At 68.4% G+C, this 13571-nt stretch carries 15 protein-coding genes and 1 pseudogene; 10 read left to right on the top strand and 6 right to left on the bottom strand.

The window, feature by feature from the left end; translation table 11 throughout:
- Nucleotides 1-37: 37 nt before the first annotated feature.
- Both NDI76_RS16610 and NDI76_RS16615 read left to right on the top strand, forming a co-directional pair.
- The gene (locus NDI76_RS16610) at nt 38-973 is read left to right on the top strand and encodes a VOC family protein (protein WP_310925258.1); all 936 of its coding nucleotides are present in this window, start codon (nt 38-40) and stop codon (nt 971-973) included.
- Complete coding sequence (locus tag NDI76_RS16615; RefSeq protein WP_310925259.1) at nt 970-1668, top strand: alpha/beta hydrolase; 699 nt, start codon at nt 970-972, stop codon at nt 1666-1668. Before NDI76_RS16610 ends, NDI76_RS16615 begins: the two co-directional genes overlap by 4 nt.
- 60 nt (nt 1669-1728) lie before the next feature.
- Here NDI76_RS16615 and NDI76_RS16620 read toward each other — a convergent pair whose 3' ends face one another.
- Complete coding sequence (locus NDI76_RS16620; protein ID WP_310925260.1) at nt 1729-2136, bottom strand: nuclear transport factor 2 family protein; 408 nt, start codon at nt 2134-2136, stop codon at nt 1729-1731.
- Nucleotides 2137-2337: 201 nt separating this feature from the next.
- Between NDI76_RS16620 and NDI76_RS16625 the strand changes: the two genes are divergently transcribed.
- The 3 genes from NDI76_RS16625 to NDI76_RS16635 all read left to right on the top strand — a co-directional run bounded on the left by NDI76_RS16625 (nt 2338) and on the right by NDI76_RS16635 (nt 4974).
- On the top strand, nt 2338-3261 hold the full coding sequence (locus NDI76_RS16625; protein ID WP_310925261.1) for a DMT family transporter: 924 nt from the start codon (nt 2338-2340) through the stop codon (nt 3259-3261).
- 375 nt (nt 3262-3636) lie between these two features.
- Nucleotides 3637-4650: an NADP-dependent oxidoreductase gene (locus tag NDI76_RS16630; RefSeq protein WP_310925262.1), complete on the top strand. Its 1014-nt coding sequence runs from the start codon at nt 3637-3639 to the stop codon at nt 4648-4650.
- Nucleotides 4651-4707: 57 nt separating this feature from the next.
- Nucleotides 4708-4974: a hypothetical protein gene (locus NDI76_RS16635; protein ID WP_310925263.1), complete on the top strand. Its 267-nt coding sequence runs from the start codon at nt 4708-4710 to the stop codon at nt 4972-4974.
- 6 nt (nt 4975-4980) lie between these two features.
- Here the strand turns inward: NDI76_RS16635 and NDI76_RS16640 are convergent, their stop codons facing one another.
- Nucleotides 4981-5304 (bottom strand): ASCH domain-containing protein, encoded by a 324-nt coding sequence (locus NDI76_RS16640; RefSeq protein ID WP_310925264.1) that lies wholly within the window; start codon nt 5302-5304, stop codon nt 4981-4983.
- 304 nt (nt 5305-5608) lie between these two features.
- On the opposite strand from NDI76_RS16640, the gene NDI76_RS16645 reads away from it, so the two are divergent.
- Nucleotides 5609-7042, top strand: coding sequence for a sugar porter family MFS transporter (locus tag NDI76_RS16645; RefSeq protein ID WP_310925265.1), 1434 nt, complete (start codon nt 5609-5611; stop codon nt 7040-7042).
- A gap of 72 nt (nt 7043-7114) precedes the next feature.
- Nucleotides 7115-7687 carry a YdcF family protein gene (locus NDI76_RS16650; protein WP_310925266.1) on the top strand — a complete coding sequence of 191 codons (573 nt, stop codon included), beginning with the start codon at nt 7115-7117 and terminating at the stop codon, nt 7685-7687.
- 27 nt (nt 7688-7714) lie between these two features.
- Here NDI76_RS16650 and NDI76_RS16655 read toward each other — a convergent pair whose 3' ends face one another.
- Nucleotides 7715-8548, bottom strand: coding sequence for a hypothetical protein (locus NDI76_RS16655; protein WP_310925267.1), 834 nt, complete (start codon nt 8546-8548; stop codon nt 7715-7717).
- Nucleotides 8549-8637: 89 nt separating this feature from the next.
- Between NDI76_RS16655 and NDI76_RS16660 the strand changes: the two genes are divergently transcribed.
- Together NDI76_RS16660 and NDI76_RS16665 are read left to right on the top strand one after the other, a co-directional pair.
- Nucleotides 8638-8760, top strand: coding sequence for a hypothetical protein (locus NDI76_RS16660; protein ID WP_310925268.1), 123 nt, complete (start codon nt 8638-8640; stop codon nt 8758-8760).
- A gap of 326 nt (nt 8761-9086) precedes the next feature.
- On the top strand, nt 9087-9854 hold the full coding sequence (locus NDI76_RS16665) for a DUF4396 domain-containing protein (RefSeq protein ID WP_310925269.1): 768 nt from the start codon (nt 9087-9089) through the stop codon (nt 9852-9854).
- Here the strand turns inward: NDI76_RS16665 and NDI76_RS22655 are convergent.
- From NDI76_RS22655 to NDI76_RS16675, 3 genes and pseudogenes are all read right to left on the bottom strand, one after another.
- The gene (locus tag NDI76_RS22655) at nt 9851-10453 is read right to left on the bottom strand and encodes a TetR/AcrR family transcriptional regulator (RefSeq protein WP_425498376.1); all 603 of its coding nucleotides are present in this window, start codon (nt 10451-10453) and stop codon (nt 9851-9853) included. The genes NDI76_RS16665 and NDI76_RS22655 overlap by 4 nt on opposite strands.
- Before the next feature lie 56 nt (nt 10454-10509).
- Nucleotides 10510-11395 (bottom strand): annotated as a pseudogene (locus NDI76_RS22660) (ABC transporter permease).
- Nucleotides 11392-12432 carry an ABC transporter ATP-binding protein gene (locus tag NDI76_RS16675; protein WP_310925271.1) on the bottom strand — a complete coding sequence of 347 codons (1041 nt, stop codon included), beginning with the start codon at nt 12430-12432 and terminating at the stop codon, nt 11392-11394. Before NDI76_RS16675 ends, NDI76_RS22660 begins: the two are co-directional and overlap by 4 nt.
- A gap of 116 nt (nt 12433-12548) precedes the next feature.
- On the opposite strand from NDI76_RS16675, the gene NDI76_RS16680 reads away from it, so the two are divergent.
- Nucleotides 12549-13475 carry a M48 family metalloprotease gene (locus NDI76_RS16680; RefSeq protein ID WP_310925272.1) on the top strand — a complete coding sequence of 309 codons (927 nt, stop codon included), beginning with the start codon at nt 12549-12551 and terminating at the stop codon, nt 13473-13475.
- The last annotated feature ends 96 nt before the right edge of the window (nt 13476-13571 follow it).

Here is a 13571-nt window from a genome sequence, read left to right on the forward strand (position 1 = left end):
GATTGACCTGTCGACGCCGCGAATTTTCGACTACGCGATGCTCACCGACACGCCGGGAATCCACCACGTCACGTCGATGGTCGGCGACCCGCAGGAGAACCTCGACTTCTACGTCGAGACGCTGGGCCTGCGCCTCGTGAAGCGCACGGTTAACCACGAGGACGTCCTCCGATACCACTTCTACTACGGCAACGGGTCCGGCGACGTGGGGACCGTCTACACCTGCTTTCCGTACCCGAACGAACCGCCGAGCAGGCGGGGGCGGCCGGGGATACCCGCCGCGGCGTTCGCCGTCCCGCCGGGGTCGCTCGGCGGCTGGGAGCGTCGGCTGAGCGACCGCGGCGTCGACACCGAGCGACGCGAGCGGTTCGGGGAGACGGCGCTCCGGTTCGAGGACCCCTCCGGCACCCGTCTCGAACTCGTCGGCGCAGAGTCGCCCGTCGACCCGTGGACGGACGGGTCCGTCCCCGCCGAGACCGCGATTCGAGGCATCCACGGCGTCACGACGCTCCCCGTGAACCCCTATCAGACCGCCGGCGTCCTGGAGACGCTGGGGTTCGAGTACGTCGCCGAGGAGGGCGACCGAATCCGCTACGAGGCTCCCGGCGACCGCGGCACCGTCGTCGACCTGCTGAATCGGGAGCCCCCGTTCGCCCGCGAGGGCATCGGCAGCATCCACCACGTCGCCCTCCGCGTCCCCGACGAGGAGGAACTCCGCGAGTGGCACGACCTGTTCCGGGAGCGGGATATCGAGGTGTCGCGCATCCGCGACCGGCACTACTACCGGGCGATATACGTCCGCGAACCCGGCGGCGTCCTCTTCGAGTTGTCCACCGAGGAGCCGGGCTTCGACATCGACGAGGGCGAGGAGGCGTTCGGGTCGTCGCTGGTCCTGCCGCCGTGGGCCGAGGAGGACCGCGAGATGATAGAGGGGCAACTGCCGCCGGTGGACGTGCCGGGTGCGGCGGAGTGAACCCGCCCGCTGGCGGGGGAACGGAGAGTCAAACGGGACCGCACGACCCCGACTCGTTCGTCGCCGCGGGCGCGCCGCGCGGGGCGGCGCGGGCGGCGGTGGTCGCCCTTCACGGCCGCGGCGCGACGGCGCAGGGAATCGTGAACCTCCTCGACCCGGTGGCCCGCCACGGCGTCGCGTTCGTCGCGCCGCGGGCCGACCGGAGTCGGTGGTATCCGGGTGCGGCCGACGACCCCCTCAAACGGAACGAACCACATCTCTCCTCGGCGCTCGGCGTCGTAGAGTCCGTTCTCGACCGGGTCGCGTCGACGGTCGGCGTCCCGCGCGAGCGGACCGTCCTGCTCGGGTTCTCGCAGGGCGCCTGCGTCGCCGCGGAGTACGCCGCCCGAAACCCCGGACCGTCGCCCGTCGTCGTCCTCAGCGGGACACTTCTCGGACCGACCGTCGACGCCGACGCCGACCGGTACGCCGGCGACGAGCGATTCGACGGTACCCCCGTCTTCGTCGGGTGCGGTGCGGACGACGCGCGCGTCGACGCGGGGCGCGTGCGAGACACGGCCGACGTCTTCCGGTCGCTGGGCGCCGACGTGACGGAACGCCGCTACGACGGCGTCGGCCACGAGGTAACCGACGACGAGTTCGAGTACGTAGACGCGTTACTGGCCGGACTCGTCGGGGATCGAGACCCGGGATGACCGAGCGCGGTCGAGGAAACGCACGCCCCGTCTGGACGGCGGCCGGAGCATCGGTCTCGGTCACTGTCCCGCGGCCGCGTTGAACAGGGCCGTGTCGGCGTAAGACGTCCAGCGAACGATCTTCCCGTCCTCGAAGTCGAAGACGTGCGCGCCTCGGAACTCGACGGACCTCCCGGTTTCGCTGGACGTGCCGCTCCACGTGATGAGCGCGACGACCGTGTCGCCGCCGTCGACGAACCGCTCCGGAACAACCGAGACGTCCGTCCAGTCGTTCGCCAGGCCGGCGAAGAGGTTCTCGATTATCTCGTCCCGTCCCCGAAACGTTCCGCCGCCGACGATTCCCTCGGGTTCGCGGAGTTCGATGTCGGCGTCCCATCCGGCGGTGGCGGCGTCAAGGTCACCCTCGGCGAACGACTCGTACAGGTTCGCTGCGGTCTCGACGTTACCTCTCGCGTGTGAGTTGGCCATGGCGATACTCGACATATCCTACGACGCCAGCGACGATATACCCGGCACCACTCGCCCGGACGCCGCCCCCCTCCGACACGAGAACCCCGACCGACCGACGGCCCGCGTGCGGAGGGGGCGCGCGTTCGCTTCCGACGAGGTCGCTCCGTGGTTCTGTCGACGCGTCGGCGGGTATATGACCTCAGAGAGCGTACTACACCCGTGTCTACCCGGAGAGCAGCGGGGCTCTTTCTGTTCATGGGGGTCGCGTTCGGCGCCGCCTTCCCCGCGATCAAGGCCGGACTAGCCGACGCGCCGCCGCTTTTGTTCGCAGCGCTGCGGTACGACTTGGCGGCGCTGCTGTTGCTCGCCTACGCCGCGTTCGTTTTGGGAGACTGGCGACCCCGCCGGCGCGCCGACTGGCTGGCCGTCCTCGCCGGAGGCGTGCTGTTCTTCGGGTCCTCGGGTTTCCTCTACCTCGGTCAGCAGTACACGACTGCCGGCGTCTCGGCGATCATCTACAGTCTCGGCCCCATCCTGACGGTCGTCTTCGCGTGGGTGCTGTTACCCGCCGAGCGCCTCTCTCGACGGGCGCTGGTCGGCGTTCTCGTCGGTCTGGCGGGCGTCGCCCTCGTCGTTCGCCCCACTCCCGAGGCGCTGTTCAGCGACGGCTTCCGGGGGAAACTGCTGGTGCTGGCGGCCATTACGGGCGTCACGCTCGGGTCTATCGCGATTCGAAAGAGCGGGTCGCACATGCCCGCAGCGACGACGACGGGCCTCTCGTTGGCCCTGGGTGGTGTGGTGCTCCACGCCGGGAGTCTCCTGTCGGGCGAACCCCAGGCCGTCAGACTCACTCCGACGTTCGTTGGCTCCTACCTCTACCTCGCGGTGGTCGCCACCACGATGGCCTTCGTGGCGTACTTCTCGCTGCTCGACCGGGTCGGCCCTCACCAGGCGAATCTCGTGGTCTACGTCGTCCCCGTCGTCGCCACCGTCGTCGGGTGGGCCTGGCTCGGCGAGCGCCTGCCCGCGGTCACGCTGGCCGGGTTCGCGGTGATATTCTGCGGGTTCCTCGTCGTCAAGTGGCCAGAGCTGTCCCGGAGCGCCCGGAAGGCCGTACTCCGAACGCGGAGTCGGCGCGCTTAGCGCCGATTCGGTCGCTCCAGTCGGGTTCGATGCGTCAGTGAGACGGCGGAGAGACGAGCGCCGGAACAGCGGTTCTCTCGGTGCAGCCGCTGGGAACGGTCGAGCGAGCGCCTCAGCGAGGCCAAAGTAATCGAGCGCGGCGACCGCTACGCGGGTTGGCCGGGACCGGACGGGTCGCGGTCCTCGTCGCCGTCCCCGCGGTTGAGAATCGCGTCTCGGATGCGGTCGAACACCGATTCGTCCGCACTGACGTGTGATACGTCCACATTCGACATAGTCGCCCGGGACACTTCAATCCGGCGAGGGGACGGAGCGGGTCGCGGCGGATGGTGCCGAGGGCGGAAGCCACCTCCGAGGCGGGACCGAATCACGCCCGTGAGAGAGACCAACCGCGAGTGGTACTTCGTCGAACGGCCCGAAGGCGAACCGACGCTCGACAGCTTCGAGTTCCGCGAGAGCGACGTCCCAGAACCCAGACACGGCGAACTGCTCGTCCGCGTCCGATATCTCTCGGTGGACCCGTACATGCGCGGCCGAATGCGCGACGCCGAGTCCTACGCCGAACCGTGGGACGTGGGCGACACCCTGAAGGGCGGCGTCGTCGGCGAAGTCGTCGAGAGCGAGAGCGACCGATACGAGGCGGGCGACTACGTCACCGGCAACGGTGCGTGGGCCGACTACGCCGTCCTCGACGCCGACGAGGCCGCGCCCGTCGATACGTCCGTCGCGGGACTGCCGGCGTACCTCGGCGTCCTCGGGATGCCCGGCCGGACGGCGTACTTCGGGCTGCTGGAGGTGGGCGAACCGAAGCCCGGCGACACGGTGGTCGTCTCGGGCGCGGCGGGCGCCGTCGGCTCCGTCGTCGGCCAGATAGCGAAGCGGAACGGCTGTCGCGTCGTCGGCTTCGCCGGGTCCGACGAGAAGACCGACTGGCTCACCGACGAGTTGGGATTCGACGCGGCGATAAACTACAAATCGACCGACGACTACGCGGCCGCCCTCGACGACGCCGCGCCCGGCGGCGTCGACGTTTACTTCGACAACGTCGGCGGCCCCATCACCGACGCGGTGTTCACGAAACTGAACCTGGACGCCCGCGTCGCCGTCTGCGGGCAGATTGCCCACTACAACGACGAGGGCGCCCCGACCGGGCCGCGAAAGCTCCCGATGCTCATCGCGCCGCGCGCGAAGGTGCAGGGACTGCTCGTCGGCGACTACGCGACGCGCTTCGAGGAGGCGGCCGAGCGACTCGGGTCGTGGGTCGACGCCGGCGAACTCGAACACCGCGAAACGGTCGTCGAGGGGTTGGAGAACGCGCCGGACGCCTTCCTCGGTCTGTTCTCCGGCGACAACATCGGAAAGCAGGTCGTGAAGGTCTCCGAAGAGTGAGCACCGCGGGAGCGACGAACCGATAGAGGGTTCGTCCCCCCGTCCGAAGCCGGCGACGTGACGGACATCCGATCCGCGTTCTCCACGACAGATCCGACGCCCGACTCCGACTCGCTGCGACTCGGAGGCGTGTTGGGCGTCGTCGCCGCACTGTTCGAACGGTTCCTGTTCGCGTTCGACGCCATCACCGTCGCCGTCCTACTCGCGTTGGTCGGCGTCGTCCTCGCCCTCCGCGGCGAGCGGTGGTGGCGGGACGCGGGGTGGGCGTTCCTCGCGACGGGTCTCGCGATACTGGTCGTGCTGCCGGTGCTCCTCCTGTTCTGAGGGGAGTCAGTCCGCTCGTTCGAAGCGGTACGTCACGACTTCGTCCTCGTCGTCCCACTCGAAGTTGCCGCCGTGGACCCGGTTCATCCGCTCTTTGTACGCCGCCAGCGACTCCGAACCCTCGCGGCGGGCGTCCTCGTCGGTGAACTCGCCGAGCGTTCGCTCCTCGACGGACGCGACGCGGAACGTCTCCCCGTCGACGTCGAAGGTGTCTCCCTCCTGCGCGTAGCGGTTGCTCGCGCCGCGGGTGAGTTGCGTGACGTCGCCGTCCGCCACGGACTGCTTCACGCGGTCGTTCGGAAGTAGGCTGTCGACGTCGATTGTGGACATAGAATCACGTTCGGCCGCATCGCGGAAAAGTCTCACCGCGACGGCCGAGGCCGCCGGAGCGGTATTCGCACAATTTATATTATATTTAATATGTTTTAAAATAAATTATCTCTGCCAAATTTGTTATCAAAGTCGCCCGCGACACCTGACGGGAGATGGTTCGAGGAAACTCGGCTGCCCCGAAGAACGCATCCGAACAGACTGCCCTCCGACGCGGAGGTGGTGGCGTCGACACGGTTCGACCCGTCGACCGCGTCGTCTCGGACCCGACCGGCGGTGTACCCGCGGAAACCGAGAGACGCCCATGAGTTTGAGCCGCATCGACCGACTGGCGAACGCGGAACGGAGCCACGACACCTTCGTCTACATCGCCGCCGTCATCGCGGCGTTCAACGGCCTGCTGTTCGGATTCGACACCGGCGTCGTCTCCGGCGCCCTCATCTACATCGAGCAGTCGTTCGGCCTCTCGACGTTCATGGAACAGGTCGTCGCGAGCAGCGTGCTCGTCGGCGCGATGGTGGGCGCGATGACCGGCGGGCGACTGGCCGACCGCTTCGGCCGCCGCCGCCTGACGCTCGCGTCGTCGGTGCTGTTCTTCGTCGGGTCGCTGGGGATGGGCCTGGCGCCGAGTCTCTGGTCGCTCATCGCCCTGCGGGGCATCACCGGCCTCGGCGTCGGCGTCGCCTCCATCATCGGACCGCTGTACATCTCCGAGATGGCCCCGCCGGACGTCCGCGGATCGCTCGGCTTCCTCCAGCAGTTGATGGTCACGCTGGGCATCCTTCTGGCGTACGGGATAAACTACGTCTTCGCCCCGAACTTCCTCGGCGTCATCGGGTGGCGCTGGATGCTCGGGTTCGGCGCCATCCCGGCCGTCGCGCTCGGCGTCGGGATGTACTTCCTCCCCGAGAGCCCCCGCTGGTTGGTCGAGAACGGCCGCATCGACGAGGCCCGCGACGTGCTCTCCCGGATGCGCGCTCGCGACGACGTCGACCAGGAGATAGAACAGATAGAGGAGGTCAGCGAGAAGGAGTCCGAGGGTAGCGCCACCGACCTGCTCCAGCCGTGGATTCGCCCGGCGCTGACGGTCGGTATCGGCCTCGCCGTCCTCCAGCAGGTCAGCGGCATCAACACCATCCTCTACTACGCGCCGACCATCCTCACCAACATCGGCCTCGGCGACATCGCCTCGCTGTTCGGCACCGTCGGCATCGGCGTCGTCAACGTCGTGATGACCTGCGTCGCCATCTACCTCGTCGACCGGGTCGGCCGGCGGCCCCTGCTGCTCGTCGGCACCGGCGGGATGACCCTCATGCTGGGCGTCCTTGGTCTCGGCTTCTACCTGCCGGGTCTCTCGGGCGTCATCGGCTACGTGACGCTGGCGAGCATGATACTGTACGTCGCCTTCTTCGCCATCGGCCTCGGCCCGGTGTTCTGGCTGCTCATCTCGGAGATATTCCCGCTCCGACTGCGCGGGTCCGGGGAGGGCGTCTCCAGTTTCTTCAACTGGACGGCGAACCTCCTCGTCTCCCTGACGTTCCTCTCGCTCATCCAGCGGTTCGGCGAAGCGCTCGGGTTCTGGACGCTCGGCGTCTTCTCGTTCGTCGCGGTGGTGTTCATCTACTTCCGCGTCCCCGAAACGATGGGTCGCTCGCTCGAGGAAATCGAATCCGACCTGCAGGAGAACACCGTCGTCGGCGCGGACGAGAGAGGGGTGCAGGCGGACAACACGGACTGACGCCCTACGCCTACATTCATCTTTTAGATACTGTACGCAAAAACTATAATTCTTCGATATGTAGAGGACGATATGATAGTCGTCGTCCCCGGCCACCGCCTCGAATCCGCGCGGATACACGACCAACTACGGGCGCGGGTCGACGCGGGGATGCGGGCGTTCGAGGACCTCGACGCCTCCTACCTCGTCTTCTCGGGCGGGCAGGCGAATCCGAGCGTCGACCGGACGGAGTGCGGCGTCATGGGCGACTACGCGGTTCGGGAGGGAGTCGACCCCGACCGAATCGTGCTCGACCCCTTCGCCTACGACACCATCGGGAACGCCTACTTCACCCGCGTCCTCGCGGACGACGCGGGACTCGACGCCGAGGAGATACGGATAACGACCGACGACTTCCACGCCGAGCGAACGGTGTACGCCTTCGAGCACTGCTTCGGACCGAGCGTCCCCGTCGAAGCGACGCACACCGTGGAGACGGACGTCGACGCCGACGCCCCGGTGTGTCGGCGGAAACTGGCGCAGACGCGGCGGTTCTTCGACGGCATCGACCCCGGCGACGCGGACGCGATTCGGCGCCGCCTGCACGAGGAACACGACTGCTACGAGTTCCCCGAACTGGAAGCGGCCCGGACGGCCGCGCGCTGAATCGCCCGCGGAGCACCCGCCGGTCCGTCACCGGTCGGACGGGTCGGGAAAGAGGGCGACGGAGGGCGGGCCCGCGTCCGTGTTCGGGCACGACGCGGTCCGTTCGACCGGAATCGTCTCGCCGGTGAGGTTCGCCGCGTTCGTGTTCAACGCGACCCGGTACGTCCGTTCGCTCCCCCCGAAGACGTGGTCGTTGTAGCCGTCGTCGACGTAGGCGTTGAGATACACCTCGCCGTCGGAGCGCTTCGGTTCGCCCGGCGGTCGGTACGGCGTCCAGTTCCCGACCGCGCAGACGCCGTACCGCGGCGCCTCGACGCGTTCGGGGAACGGCGTCGGATTCGAGACGCGCAGGGTGGCGACGTCGACGTCGTTCCCGCCGTGGTAGCCCCCGTCGAACTCGACCTGACTCGCCGGGCGAAGTTCGTAGACGAGGCCGCCGGTGGCCACGTCGACGACGAGGAGGAGGGCGGCGAGGGCGGCGACGCCCGCGAACAGCGTTCTGGCGTGCGACGGGGCCAGGAGGCGGTCCGCGGCGTCGAACCGCGGGACGGCGTAGAGAAGCGCAGAGAGGAGAAGCAGGCCCGCGATGACGACGGGCGTGCCCGCGTCGAACGTCTCGGCGACGTCGAAAAAGACGGCCACGAGGACGGCGAGGACGACGCCGTAGCCGAACAGGGTCACCTGCGAGTCCGTCGTCCGCTGACAGAGGGCGAGGACGCCGACGAGGAAGACGAGGGCGAGAGCGTACTTCGAGACCGGCGAGTAGGGGTACCGAAAGCCGAGGACGAACAGCAACGCGGCGGCCGTCCCGACGACGGCCGCGGCGGCGTTGAACAGCGTGTCAGAGGTGATCGAGACCATGAGAGGGCGTCCGCCGGCGACGCCGGCTGAACATCGGAACAGTTCATCGAACTCACAAGTAGGTTTCGGAGGGGCGGGTCGAAGTGGGGATGAGAGAAAGGACGAACCGCGTCTCGGTCGCCCGACTCGGTATGTCGCTGGAACCGGTCGACGCGGCGCGGTGTCCCGAGTGCGAGGAGCGAATCGCGAGCGACGACGTGGGATTCCCGTAGACGAGCGAGCGTTCGAACGGGTCGTCCGGACTGGTCGTCTGTCCGCACTGCGACCGGGTCGTCGGCGCCGTGGCGTCCGCGTCGGACGACAGCATTCTCTTTTGACGCCGCGGGCGGGCGGGAGTCCGTCGTCGGAGCGCCGTCGTCGAGAGCCGGGGCGCTTCGTATTCGAAGCCGTGAGCGGGACGAATCTCTAGTTCGTTAGCCGAAATCACTGAAAAGCTCTGACGTGTATCCCTATCAGAGTCGTCGGAGGACGGCGGCCGCGCGCTCGCCTCGTTTCGAGGAGGCGCGGCCCCTCGGCTCCGACACGATTCGATCAAACGATGCTTCGAGAACAACTCGCGACGCCGCTTCAAGGGTCGTTGGTTCCGCAGTGGCTCGCACAGTTCGGAAAACAGCTCGAACACGCATTCGCGCCGATACGACAGGTTCTGGAACCCGTGCTATCCAGCCCCATCGCCGCCGGAATCTGGGTGCTGTTGGTCGTCTCCGCGGTCGGCGTCCTCTGGTGGGACATCCGGAAGCGAAACGAGGCGCTCCCGTCGATGATGAAGTTCGTCTGGACGCTGACCGTCGTCTACTCGGGTCCCATCGGTCTCGCCGTCTACTGGTGGGCCGGACGGACGCAGATAGCCCACGACTCGCTCTGGCGGCGCGGCGCGCGCTCGACGAGCCACTGCTACTCGGGGTGCGGACTGGGCGAAATCGTCGGCATCACGCTCGCGCAGGGCATCCTCGGGCTCCACACCCTCTGGGTCGTGCTCGTCACGTTCGGGTTCGCGTACTTGTTCGGCTACGGACTCAACATCGGACCGTTGATGCAGGAAGGGTCGAGTTTCCGCGAGGCGACGCAGGACGCGCTCCTCAGCGAGACGCCGAGCATCACCGTCATGGAGATAGCGGCCATCGGGACGGACCTGCTGTTGGCCGGCACCGCCGGCATCGGGAGCGTCCTGTTCTGGATGGCGATGGCGTTCTCGTTGTCCGTCGGGTTCATCGCCGCCTACCCCATCAACGCGGGCCTCATCTCCTTCGGCGTGAAGGAGGGGATGATGAACCCGAAGGAGATGGGCGAGGGTTCGGGCGCTTAGTCGTACAGCGCAGTTTCGAGGTAGGCGTCGACCTCGGCGCGGACGGCCTCGGGGTCGCTCGCGTCCGAGGTGGCCCGGAGCGTCCGAACGCCCTCGACGAGTGCGAACACGAACGCGACGACGCGTTCGGGGTCGACGTCGCGGAACGTGCCGTCGTCGACGCCCGCGCGAATCACCGCTTCGAGCCGGTCGCGGAAGAAGCGGTCGTGGCGGGTGAACTGCTCGCGGTACCGCTCGTCGTGGGCGGCCTGCGCGCGGAGTTCGACCATCGCCGACTCGAACTCGGCGTGCTCGGCGGACGGCGCGGCGTCGAGTGCGCGGGTCAGGACGGCGTCGAGGTGGTCGGTCGGGTCGCCCTCCGAGACGTCGGGGATGGACCGCTCGAACGCTTCGAGCATAAAGGAGAGGAACGCCACGAGCAGTTCGTCCTTGCCGTCGTGGTGCTGGTAGAGCAAGGAGACGCTCTTCTCGAAGTGGTCGCCGATGCGCTGGATAGTCAGGTCGGCGTAGCCGTGCTCGCACAGCGCACGGTAGGTCGCCCGCATGATCTCTTCGCGCGTGCCGTCGGGGTTCTCCAAGAACGAGGGCTCGCCGTCCATTGGTGAAGAGGCGTTCACCGCGGCGAAAAAGGGTTGTGATGCACCGCACGCCGCCGTCAGCGCGCCTCCGCGCTGGTCGCTCGTGCCATGTAGTAGACGGCGACGGCGCCGAGCGCGAGGTCCAAGACGCCGAGCACGACGAACGCCGGGACGAGCGTATTCCAGACGCCACCGAACGCCGTCACCTCGGCGACGGTCATCACGTCGCGGCCGAACATCAGCGCGCGCGGCGTCGACGCCGTAGGTGATGGGGTTCACCGCGGCGACGGTCCGCACCCACCCCGGCAAGGTCTCCAGCGGGAGGAAGGCGCTGGAGAGAAAGAGGAGGGGAAACTGCAGGATGTTCACGCCGATCATCGTCGACTCTTGGTCGCGGGTGACGAGCGCCATCACGTTCGAGAACGCCGTGAACCAGATCGAAAAGAGGATGCCGACGAGGACGATGCCGACGGCGCCGAGGAGGCCGGTGGCGACGTAGTCGCCGGTGTTCCCGCCTGTCTCGAACCACAGCAGGACGTAGCCGAACGTGAGGATGATGCAGACCTGAACGACGATGCGGAGCACCTCCGACAGCGACTTCCCGAGGAAGACGGCGCCGCGGTGCATCGGCGAGACGAGCGCCTTTTCGAACATCCCGTTCTCGATGTCCTCGACGAGGCCGATGCCCGAGGTGGTCGCCGCGATGAGCGACACCTGTATCGCGATGGCGGGGACGAGGTAGGTGACGTAGTTGGCGTCGCCGCCGACGCTCCCGCGAATGGCCCCGCCAGTTATCCCGCCGAACACCTCGGTGAACAGCACGAGGAACATCACCGGGTTCAGAAGCGAGAACGTCATCACGAACGGGTTCCGCAGCGTCTTCAGCGCCCACCGCTTGAGGTTTATCCACGTGTCGGTGAGAAAGCCGTTGCCGTCGGCCTTCCGCCCGCATTCGGTGCTCATCGGGGCGCCTGCCGAGCGGTCGTTTCGGCGTCCGCGCCCCCGCCGTCACCGCCGGGGTCGTCGGTATCGCCGCCGCTCTCGCCCCCCTCCGCGTCGTACTCCTCGCCGGTCACCGCGAGGAACACGTCGTCGAGCGTCGGACTCCGGACGTTGAACCCGACGACCGAGAGGCCGGCGTCCCGGAGCGAGACGAGGAGGTCGGTGCCGTACCGACGCGCCTCGGCCGAGCGAACGAGGAGTCCCTCCTCGGTCGCCTCCACGTCGTCTGCGTCGGCGGCGAGGCGGGAGTCGACGGCCACCTCGCGGGCGCGTTCGACGTTCGTCGGCGTCGGGTCGTCGAGTTCGAGCACGTCGCCGCCGACCCGCGATTTCAGCTCCTCGGGCGACCCGCTGACGGCGATTTCGCCGTCCCTGATGACGCCGATTCGCTCGCAGAGGTGGTCGGCCTCCTCCAAGTACTGCGTCGTCAGGAAGACGGTCGTCCCCCGGTCGTTGATGCGCTCGAAGTAGTCCCACAGGCGGTTGCGCGCCTTCGGGTCCAGCCCCGTCGTCGGTTCGTCGAGGAAGACGACGGGCGGTTCGTGGGCGAGGGCAGTGGCCACGTCGAGTCGCTTTTTCATCCCGCCTGAGAACTCCTTGGCCCGCTTGTCCGCCACGTCGACGAAGTCCACCAACTCCAGCAGTTCGTCGATGCGCTCACCCCGTCGGTCGCGGGAGACGCCGTACGCCTCGCAGGCGTAGCGAACGTTCTCGCGAGCGGTGAGTTCGGGGTCGATGCTCGTCTCCTGCGCCATGTATCCGATGGATTCGCGGACGCGTCGTGGGCTGTCTTCCACGTCGTACCCGTTGACGGCAACGCTCCCCGACGTCGGCCGCAACAGCGTCACGAGCATCTTGATGGTCGTCGTCTTCCCCGCGCCGTTCGCCCCGAGGAAGCCGAAGAACTCCCCTTCGGGGATATCGAGCGAGACGTCCTCGACGGCCTCCGTCCCGTCGGCGTACGTCAGGGCGAGGTGCCGGGCGTCGATTGCGCTCACGGGCCGAGGGACGGCGCGAGCAGTGAAAGGTATTATGAATGAACGTTTATTCACAGTGCGGGCGTCGGACCCGCGAGGTTCTTGCCGCGGGCGTCCGACGCGGGAGACGAACGACTGTGCCAAATTCGCTCCTCGTTCAAACGTGGGCGCTGACGCTCGGCGTGTCGGCGCTCGCCGCCCTCTCCGTCGCCGCGGTGCTCTCGACGGGCGGATCGCCGCTCGCCGCCGCCGTCGCCGTCTCCGCGCTCTGCGTGCTCGTCTTCGAGACGTACCGCTCGGGCGGCCGCTTCACGTTCGAGGCCGGGCGCGCGCGACCGCTCGAGGCCGGTGAGTTCCCGGACGCGCGGGCGGCGCTCGTCGTCCTCCGCGAGCGAACCGGCCGCGCCGCGCCGCGGCTGCTCGTGATGGATATGGACGCGCCGGGTGCCGTCGTGGGCTACGACGACGGCCGGCCGGTCGTCGCGTTCGATCCGCGTCTCCCCGACGTCGTCGGCGTCGAGGGCGTCCGCGCGCTGTTCGCGCACGAACTCGGCCACCTCGGCACCGACCTCCACACCGACGCCCTGCGCGCGCACGCGCCACCGGTCGTCGGGTTCGGTGCCTTCTGGCTCGCGTTCCTCGCCGGGCGCGGTCCGGCCGTCGCCACCGCCGGAACGCTCGCGTTCGCGGCGCTGACGCTCTCCGGCGACCGCCGGCTGAGCGGGCCACGGTACGCGCTGGGACTCGGCGCGGAACCGCTCGTCCTCGTGGTGAGTCGGTACGCGAACCGACTCGAAGAACACGCCGCGGACGCCTACGCGGCCGACGTCGTCGGTCCCGCGGTGCTGGCCGAGGCGCTGTACCGCGCCGCCGCCGTCGCCGCCGGCGACAACGACGAGGACGTGGCGGGGCCGGTGCCGTGGACCGCCGACCGCTCGCTCCGGTTCGCGCTGTTCGCCACCCACCCGCCCGTCGAGGACCGTCTGTCGCGACTGGGCTGGGAACGGCCGGACGCGGGGCGGGCGGGCCGGCCGCCCCGTCCGGACCCACCCGGCGTCGACTGACCGCGACCTACTCGGCGAACGTCACGTCCGAGAACCCGAACCGGGCGCCGCCGACGCGCGAGCGTCGAGGGCGACCGACCGGAGAGACGCCGGGTT

This window comes from Halogeometricum sp. S1BR25-6, assembly GCF_031624495.1.
GTDB classification, from domain to species: Archaea; Halobacteriota; Halobacteria; order Halobacteriales; family Haloferacaceae; genus Halogeometricum; species Halogeometricum salsisoli.